At 70.6% G+C, this 13,177-nt stretch carries 10 protein-coding genes, 1 pseudogene and 1 riboswitch; of the genes and pseudogenes, 10 read left to right on the top strand and 1 reads right to left on the bottom strand.

Annotation, left to right across the window (positions count from 1 at the left end; all coding sequences use genetic code 11):
* From ACYVK3_RS16875 to ACYVK3_RS16845, 7 genes and pseudogenes are all read left to right on the top strand, one after another.
* Window positions 1–421 (top strand): annotated as a pseudogene (locus tag ACYVK3_RS16875) (hypothetical protein); the annotation flags it as partial.
* A 312-nt stretch (window positions 422–733) separates the two neighbouring features.
* Entirely contained in the window at window positions 734–1,453 is a 720-nt protein-coding gene (locus ACYVK3_RS16870) for an HAD family hydrolase (RefSeq protein ID WP_460498517.1), read from the top strand.
* Window positions 1,453–2,553 carry a hypothetical protein gene (locus ACYVK3_RS16865; RefSeq protein WP_460498492.1) on the top strand — a complete coding sequence of 367 codons (1,101 nt, stop codon included), beginning with the start codon at window positions 1,453–1,455 and terminating at the stop codon, window positions 2,551–2,553. The genes ACYVK3_RS16870 and ACYVK3_RS16865 overlap by 1 nt, the downstream gene beginning before the upstream one ends.
* An 81-nt stretch (window positions 2,554–2,634) precedes the next feature.
* Window positions 2,635–3,432, top strand: a complete 798-nt coding sequence (gene folP / locus ACYVK3_RS16860) for a dihydropteroate synthase (RefSeq protein ID WP_460498516.1) — start codon at window positions 2,635–2,637, stop codon at window positions 3,430–3,432.
* A 230-nt stretch (window positions 3,433–3,662) separates the two neighbouring features.
* Window positions 3,663–3,769, top strand: a riboswitch (SAM riboswitch).
* A gap of 14 nt (window positions 3,770–3,783) precedes the next feature.
* The gene (thrC, locus tag ACYVK3_RS16855; RefSeq protein ID WP_460498491.1) at window positions 3,784–5,061 is read left to right on the top strand and encodes a threonine synthase; all 1,278 of its coding nucleotides are present in this window, start codon (window positions 3,784–3,786) and stop codon (window positions 5,059–5,061) included.
* Window positions 5,062–5,410: 349 nt separating this feature from the next.
* Entirely contained in the window at window positions 5,411–6,436 is a 1,026-nt protein-coding gene (locus ACYVK3_RS16850) for a GNAT family N-acetyltransferase (protein WP_460498490.1), read from the top strand.
* Window positions 6,437–6,482: 46 nt separating this feature from the next.
* The gene (locus ACYVK3_RS16845) at window positions 6,483–7,508 is read left to right on the top strand and encodes a GNAT family N-acetyltransferase (RefSeq protein ID WP_460498488.1); all 1,026 of its coding nucleotides are present in this window, start codon (window positions 6,483–6,485) and stop codon (window positions 7,506–7,508) included.
* On the opposite strand, the gene ACYVK3_RS16840 is transcribed toward ACYVK3_RS16845, so the two are convergent.
* Window positions 7,505–8,314, bottom strand: coding sequence for a potassium channel family protein (locus tag ACYVK3_RS16840; protein WP_460498487.1), 810 nt, complete (start codon window positions 8,312–8,314; stop codon window positions 7,505–7,507). The two genes, ACYVK3_RS16845 and ACYVK3_RS16840, sit on opposite strands and share 4 nt — an antisense overlap.
* An 85-nt stretch (window positions 8,315–8,399) precedes the next feature.
* Between ACYVK3_RS16840 and ACYVK3_RS16835 the strand changes: the two genes are divergently transcribed.
* From ACYVK3_RS16835 to ACYVK3_RS16825, 3 genes are all read left to right on the top strand, one after another.
* Window positions 8,400–9,305 carry a hypothetical protein gene (locus ACYVK3_RS16835; RefSeq protein WP_460498486.1) on the top strand — a complete coding sequence of 302 codons (906 nt, stop codon included), beginning with the start codon at window positions 8,400–8,402 and terminating at the stop codon, window positions 9,303–9,305.
* A 227-nt stretch (window positions 9,306–9,532) separates the two neighbouring features.
* On the top strand, window positions 9,533–11,161 hold the full coding sequence (gene groL, locus ACYVK3_RS16830) for a chaperonin GroEL (protein ID WP_460498485.1): 1,629 nt from the start codon (window positions 9,533–9,535) through the stop codon (window positions 11,159–11,161).
* Window positions 11,162–11,380: 219 nt separating this feature from the next.
* Window positions 11,381–13,156, top strand: a complete 1,776-nt coding sequence (locus ACYVK3_RS16825) for a right-handed parallel beta-helix repeat-containing protein (protein WP_460498484.1) — start codon at window positions 11,381–11,383, stop codon at window positions 13,154–13,156.
* Window positions 13,157–13,177: the final 21 nt, after the last annotated feature.

Genomic DNA, 13,177 nt, shown 5'->3' with positions numbered 1-13,177 from the left:
CGACGAGCTCGTCGCCCTGCTGGAGTCCGCGGCGCAGCGCTCGGTGGAACTGCGCGAGGCGCTCTCGTGCACCGACCCCAGCGGTGCGTCCGACGAGCTGGGCCCCGTCCCGGGCGAATGCGTCAGCCATGACGCCATCGAGGGCGTCGGCCCGTCGAACCAGGGACCGGCCGGCTCCTCCGTGGAAGGCCAGGAGTCCGGCGGCGGCCAGGGCGAGGAGGCCGAGCCCGACTCGGAGGGCACGCCCTCGAACGGCGCCTCGCTCACGCCCGACACCGGCGACGGCACCACGACCCCGGTCGTGGACGCGGTGACCGACGCCGTCACCGACGCGGTCACCGGCGAGCCGGACGACGAGGACGAGGACCATGGAGGCGTGCTCGACGAGCTCTCCGGCGTCGTCGAAGACCTGTTCGGCTGAACCCCGCGGTCCGCTGACCCCACGTGTGGGCCCTGGTACGCGCCGGAAAGCTCGTTACGGGGCCCACACTGGAAATTCACCAAGGTCGCGTCCAGGCGTTACAGGGTGTCCGCCTTCGACCGGTAGGCTTTTAGCGTGTCTGAAACCGAGGCTTCAACCCGCACCTCCTACATGCCCCAACCTGCGGCCATGCGGGCCGGCGGCCACGAGCAACCGCGACACCACTCCGTCGTCGTCCAGGCCGACGCGCCGGGCGAGGACGAGCACGCCCACTCCCCCTCAGCGGCGTTCTTCGACGTCGACAACACCATCATGCACGGCGCCTCGATCTACTGGCTGGCCCGCGGCCTGGCCCGCCACGGCGTCCTCTCCGGCCGCGACATCCTGGGCGCGGCCTGGAAGCAGGCCCGGTTCAAGCTCAGCTCCGAACACCACGGCCACATGCAGTCCGTCAAGGCCTCCGCGCTCGAACTCGTCGCCGGCTACCCGGTCGCCGAGATGCGCGAACTGTGCGAAGAGGTCGTCGACCGCGACATCTCCCCGCGCATCCTCGCGCCCGTCCGCCGCCTCGCCGACCGCCACCTCGCCGATGACCAGGAAGTGTGGCTCGTGACCGCGAGCCCCGTCGAACTGGCCGGCGTCATCGCCTCCCGGCTCGGGCTCACCGGCGCGCTCGGCACCATCGCCGAAGTCGCCGACGGCTGCTACACCGGCCGCCTCGTGGGCGACCTCATGCACGGCCCCGCCAAAGCCGACGGCATCGGGAACCTCGCCGCCGAACGGGGCTTCGACCTGGAGCAGTGCACCGCCTACTCCGACTCGGCCAACGACCTGCCGATGCTGCGCAAGGTCGGCAAGGCCATCGCCGTCAACCCCGACGCCCGCCTCGCCCGCCAGGCCCGCCACAACGGCTGGCCGGTCCTGGACTACCGCCGCGGCCGGCGCGCCGCCAAGCTCGCGCTCCCCTCGGCCGCCGCCGCGGGCGTCGCCGCCGGCCTGTTCTACCTGCTGCGAGGGCGCGACCGCGAGTAATGGACCTCGCCCAGCACTCTTCCACCCAGCGGCTCACCCTCGCCGCCGCGATCGTCCTCGCCCTCGCCTGGCTGGTCTGGCCCGCCCCCGAACGCGCCGAGACGGTCACCGCGCCCGACGCCGACACCACGCCGACGGTCTGGGACGAGTGGGACGCCGAACCGGCCGACTGGCCGGGGACGATCGGCACCGCCGCATGGCGGCCGCTGTCCTTCCTGGACGACGACACCGCGCTCGGCACCGACGAGGCCGGCCGCCGGCTGCTGTACATCGAACGCGGCGACGAGGCGACCGCGACGGTGCTCGCCGAACCCGGCGGCGTGCCCGGCGTCGTCGCCACCGCCGCCACCGACGAACGCCTCGCCTGGATCCAGTCCACACCGGACGAGGATGGCCGGGTGGTCTCCGAGCTGTGGACCGCCGAACGCGGCCCCGACGGCACGCCCGAAGCCGCCGACCTCCTCACCGCCGACACCGGCGACGTCGTGCTCGCCGGCAGCGCCTACGACCTCCAGTTCGCCGCCGAGGAGCTCCACTGGCTCGCCACGGCACGCAGCGCCGAACGCGTCACCGAGCACCGCTCCGTCCCCGTCGGCGGCGGTGCGGTCCAGGTCGTCGGCCGCCCCGGCGCCTGGCAGGCCGCCGCCTGGCCGTGGCTGGCCGGCGCGGGCGCCGACTCCCTCGGCGGGTCCCGGCTCGTGCGGACCGACAGCGGCGCCGAGCTGCTCGTCACCGCCGACGCCGACGAACTCGTGCTGTGCTCGGCGACGTGGTGCCGCCTCGTCGCCACCGGCACCGACGGCTCCCGCGTCGACCTCGTCCGCCCGGACGGGACCGGCCGCGTCACCGTCGCCGAGGGCTTCGCGTCCGCCGTCGCCGTCGACGTCGGCCTCATCGACCGCTTCGAGCCACTCGAGGAGACCACCGGTACCGTCGGCGACGCGACACGCGTCACCCTGTTCGACCTCGAGGCCGCCGAGGCGTACCTCGTCGCTTCGGCCGCGGGCGAGACCGGCGCGGACACGCGGCGTCTGTGGTGGTCGACCGGCACCGACGAGCTGCTCCGGTGGCACGTGCTGGACCTCACGGACCTCGCTTGACGAGCTGCGGTACTCGCCGGCGCGGGTAACGTCAAGATCGTGACTACGCCACACGACACTCGGGCGGCCGTGCCGCAGATCATGGGGGTCCTCAACGTCACCCCGGACTCCTTCTCCGACGGCGGACGCTACCTCGACTTCGAGGACGCGGTGGGCCACGCCGAGCAGATGGCCGCCGAGGGTGCCGACCTGATCGACGTCGGCGGCGAGTCGACCCGGCCCGGCGCCGAGCGCGTGGACGCGACCACGGAGACCGCCCGCGTGGTCGACGTGGTGGCGGCCCTGACCGAGCGCGGCATGGTCGTGTCGATCGACACGACCCGCTCGGCGGTGGCGGCGGCCGCGATCGAGGCCGGCGCGAGCGTCGTCAACGACGTCTCGGGCGGGCTGGCCGATCCCGACATGGCCGGCGTCGTGGCGGCCACGGGCGTGCGGTGGGTGCTCATGCACTGGCGGGGCCACTCGACGGACATGCAGCGCCTGGCGCACTACGAGCACATCGTCGCCGACGTCAAGGCCGAACTGGAGGACCGCGTCGAGGCCGCGCTGGAGTCCGGTGTGGACGCGAGCCGCCTCATCGTCGACCCGGGGCTCGGATTCGCCAAGACCGCCGAGCACAACTGGCGGCTGTCGGCGCACCTGCACGAGTTCGTGGAGCTGGGCTACCCGGTGCTGTTCGGCTCCTCGCGCAAGTCCTACCTGGGCAAGCTCCTGGCCGACGAGGACGGCAAGCCGCGCCCGGTCGGGCAGCGGGAGGCCGCGACCCTCGCGACGTCGGTGCTGGCGTTCGAGGCGGGCGCGTGGGGCGTGCGCGTCCACGACGTGGCCGGCACCGCCGACGCCAGGGCGGTCTGGCTGGCCACCAGGAACGCGGCATAGGCCCCACTCCGGCTCCGCCCCGCGAGCATGCCCTCGGCTCAGTTCCGTGACCGTGGTTCTGAGTTCTGAGTTCGGAGTTCTGAGTTCGGAGTTCTCAGTTCCTGGTCCCGCTCCGTGACCGTGGGTCTGAGTGCCAGGTGCCGGGTTCCACTCCGTGACCATGCCTTCGATTCCACTCCGTGGAATGGTGGTTGCCGCTTCCAGACGAGCGGCCGTAACATTCGCCTCGTACTTCATCCAGAGCAGCTGAGGGGTCCGGCCCGACGACGCTGCGGCAACCACCGGCGGCAACGCCGGCAGGTGCCAATTCCGGCCCGCACAGCGGGAAAGATGAGGGAGGAGCCTTCTCGCATGTCTTCAGTTCAGTCAGCCAACGCTCTCTTCGCCGGCAGCCCGGCCAAGGGTCTCGTCTGCCGCAACTGCGGCGCCACCTACGAGCTCGTCGCCCAGCACGCCTGTTGGCAGTGTTTCGGCCCGCTCGAGGTCGACTACGACCAGGCCCGGCTCGCCACGGTCACGCGCGAGCAGATCGAGGCCGGTCCGCAGAACCTGTGGCGCTACGCCCCGCTGCTGCCCGTCGGCGTCGACCCGGCCGACCGCGTCAGTCTCGACCCGGGCCTGACCCCGCTCATCGACGCGAAGCACCTCGCCGCGGCGCTCGGCATGCGCAAGCTGTGGGTCAAGGACGACAGCGCCAACCCCACCCACTCGTTCAAGGACCGCGTGGTCTCCACGGCGGTCTCGGCCGCGGTCAAGCTCGGCTTCGACCGCTTCGCCTGCGCCTCGACCGGCAACCTCGCGAACTCCGTGGCCGCGCACGCCGCCCGCGCCGGCATCCCCTCGACCGTGTTCGTCCCGCACGATCTCGAGCCGGGCAAGATCATCCAGACCGCCGTCTACGGCGGCCAGCTGGTGGCCGTCGAGGGCTCCTACGACGACGTGAACCGGCTGTGCTCGGAACTGACCGAGACCGACGAGTTCGAGTCGACCGCGTTCGTGAACGTCAACATCCGCCCCTACTACGCCGAGGGCTCCAAGACGCTCGGCTACGAGGTCGCCGAGCAGCTCGGCTGGCGGCTCCCCGAGCAGGTGGTGGTCCCGATGGCGTCGGGCGAACTGCTCACCAAGATCCACAAGGCCTTCGAGGAGTCGGGCGAGATCGGCCTGACCGAGCCTGGCAAGGTCCGCGTGTTCGGTGCCCAGTCGGCCGGGTGCAGTCCGATCGCGGACGCCTTCGACGCCGGCACCGACGTCATCACGCCGGTCAAGCCGACCGGTATCGCCAAGAGCCTCAACATCGGCGACCCGGCCGCCGGGCCCTATGCGATCGAGGCGTGCCGCTCGACCGGCGGCGGCATGGCGAAGGTGACCGACGACGAGATCCGCGAGGGCATCAGGCTGCTCGCGTCGACCACGGGGGTATTCGCAGAAACGGCCGGCGGCGTGGTGGTCGCTACGCTCCGTAAGCTTGTGGAATCGGGTCGCCTGGACCCGGAGGCGGAGACGGTCATCTACAATACCGGTGACGGACTGAAGACATTGGACGCGGTATCGTCCCTGGTGGGGCCGACACATACGGTTCGTCCCTCACTGAAGTCGGCCCGCGAGGCCGGGCTCCTCGATGCCTGACCAGGCGTTTTGTAAAACGCTTGCCGAACTCACAAAATTATCACTCTCTGTGACCGATGTGAAGGCAACTGTCGGGTACCCGACAAAAAGAAGCGAACTTCGGGTCTTGACCGAATTCACTGAATGAGCAAGAATTCTTCTTGCGGGAGGCCGCAGCCGTCCTGTCGCCACTCACCCGGTTGACTGCGAGTCCTGGGGCTAGAACGTGTCGAGCAGCGCCAGCCGGTGTCAGGGACTGCGGTCTCCCGACCAATCCTCCCCGCAACAGTGCTACCCGGTTCCCCAGGGCATCAAACGCCCTCCGCTTGTCTCCTTGGTTCTTGTCGGTGCCGTGGACGAGACTCTTCGCATGAGCGACTTCACCATCGGCCGGCTCGACCCGACCGATCACCGCATGCTCCGGTCCATGATCGACACCGCCCTCGCCGTCCACGGCCACGATCGAGTGCCGCTGCCGGCCCCGTCGCTGCCGGGCTTCATCCTCAGCACCATCCAGCACCGCCTCGACCACGCCGAGGAGCACTGGATCGCCGTCGCGGACGGCGAAGTCGCCGGCTTCGCCCGCCTCGTCGTCCCGGTCCGCGACAACACCCACCTGCTGCAGTTCGACGTCCGCGTCCACCCCCGGCTGCGCGGCCGCGGCATCGGCTCGGCCATGCTCGACCACGCCGAGGCCCGTGCCGCGGAACTCGAGCGCACCACGCTCACCTGCTTCGTGCGCAGCCCCGTCCCCGAAGGGCCCGACTTCCTCGATCTCGGCACCGGCTTCCTCGAGCGTCGCGGCTACGGCAACTCGATGACCATGGGCCTGCGCGTGGTGGACCTCGACGCGGTCGACGACGCCGAGCTGGACCGGCTGTGGACCGAGGCGTGGCAGCGGGCCGACGGCTTCGAACTGGTCACCTTCGAGGGCGAACCGGACGCCTCGCTCGTGGACGGCATCGCCTACCTCCACGGCCGCATCTTCACCGACTCCCCCACCGGCGACTGGGACGTCCGCGAGATGGTCTTCGACGCCGACCGCCTCCGCGACGAGGGGCGAGCGGACCGCGAGCGGGGCGTGCTCCGGCTCCAGGCCGCGATGATCCACACCGCGACCGGCGCGGTCGCCGGCACCACCGAGATCCACGTCTACGGCGGCAACGAGCGCACCGCCGACCAGGGCGACACGATCGTCGACCCGCGCTTCCGAGGCCACCGGCTCGGCACGATCCTCAAGATCGCCAACCAGCGGCGCGTGAGGGAGTGGCGGCCCAGGATCCGCTATATCTGGACCGGCAACGCCGAGGACAACCGGCACATGATCGCCATCAACGAGGCCGTCGGCTACCGCAGAGCGGCGCTCGGATCGCTGTTCCAGAAGCGCCTGGCCTGAGCGAAACCCGATTGCCGGCCCGCGGGCGCTCGGGCAGACTCAGCGCATGAGCGAATACGACATCGTCCGGATCGACCCGCTCGATCACGACCTCGTGCAGTCATGGCTGGCCGTCGGCGAGGCCGTCGAGCGCGTCGACTGGTGCGACGCCATGGGCTGGCAGCCGACTAGGCGCATGATCGGCCTCCTCCAGCGCCGGGCCGACATCGACGCCGAGAACTGGGTCGCGGTCTCCGGCGGCCGCGTCCTCGGCTGGTACGAGCTCGAACTGCCCGTGCGCGACAACCATCACCTGGCCGAGTTCGAACTCGAGGTCCACCCCGACGAGCGGCGGCGCGGCGTCGGCACGGCGCTGCTGGCGCATCTGGAGCGGCGTGTCACCGAGCTCGGCCGCACCACGCTCTCGACGTGGGCGCCCGTCCCCATCCCCGGCGGCATGCCGATCGGCGACACCGCAAGCGGCTTCGCCGCCGCGAGCGGCTACAAGAACACCTTGGACAACGTCGTCCGCATCTGCGATCTCGACAAGGTCGACGAGGCCGAGCTGGACCGGCTGTGGACCGAGGCGTGGCGGCATGCCGAGGGCTTCGAGCTCGTCGCCTTCGAAGGCGCCCCGCCGGAGGACCTGGTCGATGGCATGGCCTACATGCACGCCCGCATGTACACCGACATGCCGCTCGGTGAATGGGACCTCCAAGAGGCCGACTTCGACGGCGCCCGCTTGCTCGAGATGGACCGGGTGCGCCGCGAGCGGGGCGAGCTCGAACTCCAGGTCGCGGTGCGGCACATCGAGTCCGGCGACATCGCCGGGTTCACCCACATCGTCATCGAGGGCGGGCGCGAGCGGCACTGCCATCAGGGCGACACGATCGTCGACCCGCGCTTCCGAGGCCACCGGCTCGGCACGATCCTCAAGATCGCCAATCAACGGCGCGTGCGCGAATGGCGCCCGAAGATGCGCTACATCTGGACCGGCAACGCCGCCTCCAACGAGCACATGATCGCGATCAACGAGGCGGTCGGCTACCGGAAGGCGTGCAACGAGGTCGTCTTCCAGAAGAAGCTCGCTTAGGTGCGCGGCCCGGGGACTTCGACGGTGTCGCTCTCCCCGCGGCCGACGACGGCGGCGTGGATCTCGTCGACCTTCGCCTCGAGCGCCGCCATGCGGCGCTCGAGGTCGGCGGCCTCGGCGCGGTCGGCCTCGCCCTGCGCGCTCACCCGGTCGACGAACCAGGACGCGAGCGAACCGCTGACCAGACCGACCAGGCCGATCGCGGCGAACATGAGGATCGTGGAGATGATCCGCCCGGTGGTCGTCTGCGGCACCAGGTCGCCGTAGCCCACGGTCGAGGCGGACACGACCGACCACCACACGGCGTCGCCGAACGTGGTGATCTGCGCGCCTTCGTGGCCGCGCTCGGCGTCGAGGACGGCGAGGCTGGAGACGAACAGGATCATCATCGTCACGCCGGTGATGTAGACGCTGGCCTTGGTGCGCAGCGAGGAGCGGGCGTGGCGGCTGAACGCCTCGATGAGGACCAGCACCATCCGCACCAGCCGCAGGGGGCGCGCCAGTGGGATGAGCACCATGATCAGGTCGAGCGGGTGGGTGTAGACGAAGCGGCGCCGGTTTCCCGCGCCGGCCAGGTACAGCCGAAGCCCGTAGTCGACGGCGAAGAGCAACCACACCGCCGCGTTGACCACCGTGGCGGCGTGCATGCCCCAGGCGGGCAGCTCGGGGTAGAGGATGGGCGCGGCGTAGGCGATGAGGAACAGCAGGGCGAGCAGGAACAGCGGCGTGTTCGTCGCGCGCTCCCATGCGGTGAGCTGCTCGGGCCAGCGCGGGTCGTGTTCGCGTGGGAATGGTGAGGCGGGCACGGACCCCAGGCTATCGGCTCGCCCGGCGAACGACCCTATGCCGCTTTGACCGTATTGCGGCTTTCGCGTGGTCTACGATCCGACCATGAGCGACGATCCCTACTGGAATGCCGAGCCGCCCGGCGAGCCGCCGGGGGCGTTCGCGAGCGGCGATCCGCTGGTGACCGACAGCTTCGAGCGCTGGTGGAGCGCCTCGACCGGTGTCGTGGCGCGCTCGTGGCGCTCGATGGGGCTGATCCTGCTCATCGGCGTCGCGCTGCCCCGGTGGATCCTGGGCTCCTATTCGAATCTGGCGTCCGGCGATGCGGACTTGGGCGAAGGCGGCTGGGGCGACGTCGCCGCCGACTACTGGCCGGGGTGGCCGGCCGCGACCGTCGGCGGCCTGCTCGGGCTGGTCCTGCTGTATCTGGTGGCCGCCTCGGGCCTGGCCGCGACGCGCGCGGCCGCCGCCGAGGCCGCGGGAGGGTTCCTCAGCCTCGGTGAGGCGTTCGGCTTCGGGTTCGCGCGCGGCTGGAAGCTGTGGCTGTGGCTGCTGCTGGCGTGGGTGACGATCGGCGTCGGCCTGGTGCTGTGCGTGCTGCCGGGCCTGTGGGCGGCGTTCGCGCTGAGTCTGATGGTCCCGGCCGCGACCTTCGAGCCGCACCGCAGCCCCTTCGCGCGGTCGATCGGGCTGACGCATTCGGCGTTCTGGGCGGCGCTGGGCCGGCTCGTCATCGTCGTCCTCGTCGTCTTCGCGGCCAATCTGGTCATCACGCTGCTCGGCGCGGTCCTGACCGCGGTCTGGTCGGGCCTGTTCGCCGGCTGGCTCGCCTCGATCCTGACCGTCGTGACCGAGGCGGTCATGGCGCTGCTGCTGCTCGCGCCCATGATCTGGGTGCTCGCCGCGGCCCTGTGCTCGTACGCGTGGCTGCGCGGGCGGCGCGAGTCGGTCTCGGCCACCTCCCTGTCGGCCGAGGCGTCGTCGCCGCACGGTGCGGCTCGCGAGCCGTAGACTGGCGCGGTTCGCCCCCGGCGAGGGGGCGCGCGGCGCTTGCGGACTGCCACTGGATTCGTGCCCCGGATTGGCACTCTCGAGGCGAGAGTGCTATACCTGAATTGGCACTCGCAGCCCGTGAGTGCTAAAAGCGTGTTGAGGTGGTCGGGCCGTTCTCGGCCTGCCGTCGCGGGGTGCCGCCTCACCGTCGACAACGAACGTTATCCGAAAGGAAGCCATCTGCAATGGCGAAGATGATCGCATTCGACGAGGAGGCTCGCCGCGGGCTCGAGCGGGGTATGAACGTCCTCGCCGAAGCCGTCAAGGTGACCCTCGGCCCGAAGGGCCGCAACGTTGTGCTGGACAAGAAGTGGGGAGCCCCAACGATCACCAACGACGGCGTGTCCGTCGCCAAGGAGATCGAGCTGGAGGACCCCTACGAGAAGATCGGCGCTGAGCTGGTCAAGGAAGTCGCCAAGAAGACCGACGACGTCGCCGGCGACGGGACCACCACCGCCACCGTGCTCGCCCAGGCGCTCGTCAAGGAGGGCCTGCGCGCCGTCGCCGCCGGTGCCAACCCGATCGCCATCAAGAAGGGCATCGAGAAGGCCGTCGCGGCCGTCGTCGAAGAGCTCCAGGCCGCCTCCTCCGAGGTGGACACCGAAGAGCAGATCGCGAACACCGCCTCGGTCTCCGCCGGCGACGCCACCGTCGGCGCCATCATCGCCGAGGCGATGGAGAAGGTCGGCAAGGAAGGCGTCATCACCGTCGAGGAGTCGAACACGTTCGGCCTCGACCTGGAGCTGACCGAGGGCATGCGCTTCGACAAGGGCTACCTGTCCGGTTACTTCGTGACCGACCAGGACCGCATGGAGGCCGTGCTCGAGGACCCGTACATCCTCATCGCGAACCAGAAGATCTCCGCGGTCAAGGACCTGCTGCCCACGCTGGAGAAGGTCACCCAGACCGGCAAGCCGCTCCTCATCATCTCCGAGGACGTCGACGCCGAGGCGCTGGCGACCCTCGTGGTCAACAAGGTCCGCGGCATCTTCAAGTCCGTGGCCGTCAAGGCCCCGGGCTTCGGCGACCGCCGCAAGGCCATGCTCGGCGACATCGCCATCCTCACCGGCGGCCAGGTCATCTCCGAGGAGATCGGCCTCAAGCTGGAGTCCGCCACGCTCGACATGCTGGGCACCGCCCGCAAGGTCGTCATCACCAAGGACGAGACGACCATCGTCGACGGCGGCGGCGAAGAGGAGCAGATCCAGGGCCGCGTGAACCAGATCCGCGCCGAGATCGACAACTCCGACTCCGACTACGACCGCGAGAAGCTGCAGGAGCGCCTGGCGCGCCTCGCCGGTGGCGTCGCGATCATCAAGGTCGGCGCGGCCACCGAGGTCGAGCTCAAGGAGCGCAAGCACCGCATCGAGGACGCCGTGCGCAACGCGAAGGCCGCGGTCGAGGAGGGCATCCTCCCCGGCGGCGGAACCGCGCTCGTGCAGGCCGGCGCCACCGCCTTCGACAAGATCGAGTCCGAGGGCGACGAGGCCACCGGTGTGGAGATCGTCCAGCGTTCGCTGGGCGCCCCGCTGCGCGCCATCGCCGAGAACGCCGGCCTCGAAGGCGGCGTCGTGGTCGAGAAGGTCAAGGGCCTGCCCAAGGGCGAGGGCCTGAACGCCGCGACCGGCGAGTACGTCAACATGCTCGACGCGGGCATCCCCGACCCGGCCAAGGTGACCCGGTCGGCGCTGCAGAACGCGGCAAGCATCGCGGCGCTGTTCCTCACCACCGAGGCCGTCGTGGCCGACGCTCCCGAGAAGGAGAACGCCGGTGGCGGCGGGGCTCCCGACATGGGCGGCATGGGCATGATGTAAAGAGCTGCCCGCTCAGTACTGCACGGGAGAGCCACGCACGGTAGAGTGAGTGGTTCTCCCTTTCTCTGTACTGGCCACCAGTGCAGACAGGCAATACAGCGCCTGATGCGCACGCGGCATCCCGTTCTCCCAGAACGGGATGCCGCACTGGTTTACTGGACGTGCCCGCCACGCTACCCTGGACATATGCCCCCGCACGGTCGCGAAGCCCTACTGCCAGTGGCAATCGGCGCACTGGCGGTCGGCGCCGCGCTGGCCGCCGGCTCCCCCGCCGGCGCGGCCGAGCACGAAGCCCCCGACTACCGCGACGACGGCCCTTACCTGCTGGTGTGCCCCGCCGACGCCGAGCACTTCACCGAACGCAACGCCGAGGTGTCCTACAACCAGCGCATCGCCAACGAGCAGCTGCACGAGCGATGCGCCGACGACGGCTTCTCCGACCTCGCCGACGCCGTCGCCGCGATCGACGAGGCGGGCGCCACCGTCAAGATCCTCCCGGGCTACTACGTGCTCGAAGCGCCCCTGGTGCTCGACGGAGCCGACCGCCTCCAGATCGAAGGCCTCGGCGACGGCCCCGAAGACGTCCGGTTCACCACCGCCCAGGCCGCCGACACCGTCATCACCGCGCAAGACGCCACCGGCCTGTACCTGGAGGGCTTCACCGTCACCGGAGCCGCGACGAGCGGGCTCCACCTAGAAGGCGTCGAAGGCGCCACCGTCGCATCGGTCGCCGCGACCGGCAACGGCGAGCACGGCATCCGCGTCGGCGACTCGACCGCCGTCGCCATCGCCGACTGCGCCGCGAGCGGCAACGGCACCGCCGGCGTCACCCTCGACGGCACCGAAGGAACCGTCACCGGATGCGCGAGCGCCGACAACCTCACCGGGCTCCTCCAGACCGGCGGCGGCGACGTGGTGCTCGAAGCGAACCGCCTGTACGACAACACCACCGGCCTCGTCGTCGCCGACAGCGCCGAAGGACACCGCCTGCGCGCCACCGGCAACAGCATCTACAACAACAACGCCGACCACTACGGCGGCGACTGCGACACCGGCCTGTGCCCGCGGCAGCGTGCCCCGATCGGCGTCGGCGTCCTCATCGCCGCGGCCAACGACACCCGCTTCACCGGCAACCACATCTGGGGGCAGCGGACCGCCGCCGCCATGATCTGGGGCGAGGCGGGCATCGACGACGACGCCTCCCACCGCAACGAGTTCGAAGGCAACACCCTCGGCTTCCGCGACGACGGCCAGCGCTCCCGCAACCGCCTCGACCTGTGGTGGGACGGCCAAGGCGAAGGCAACTGCTTCAACGAGCCCGAAGCGCTCCACACCACCCCCGCCGTCCTGCCCGCCTGCGGCGGCGAATCCGGCCCCGCCCGGCTCCTCGGCGACCCCGTCAAGACCTTCAAGCTCTGGCACTGCGGGCCGGGCGAGCTCGACGGCGGGGCCGTCCCCGCCGGATGCGACTGGTACGGCGCGCAGTTCACCGACCGGCTCGAATTCCAGACCGCCGTCGTCTTCGCCGCCGCCCTCCTCTTCCTGACCGGCGCCGGCTGGCTCGGCGCCGCCCGCTCCCCGACTCCGCCGCCGCCCATGTCGATGACGTTCTCAGCCATCGCCACCGGCTCTGCCGCGGTCCTGATGATGCTCGCCGCCTGGTCCGGCCGCAGCGACTACGAGGCCCTCGCCATCGGCCTGTGGGGCCTGGGCTGGATCCTCGCCGGCCGTTCCTGGTTCTCCGCCGGTCTGCACGCCTTCGGCGGCTTCACCGCCCTCATCGGCGGGCTCGCCATCCTCGACGCCGTCGACCGCGGCGTCTGGATCGTCCCCGTCATCCCCGCCTCCCCGGCCTGGATGTGGTTCCTGCTGCTGCCGGTGTGGATCCTGCTCGCCCTCGGCGCGGTCTTCCGCCGCTACACCCCCGAGCCCGCTTCACCACCGGTGCAACGCACCCCGGTCACCGTTCCCTCCCACAACCGCTTCGACTGGTAGGCCCGATCGCGTAGGGTTACC

The organism is Glycomyces tarimensis (assembly GCF_054776215.1).
Note: the sequence above shows the minus strand (reverse complement) of the source record. Positions and strands in the feature narration are given on the sequence as shown.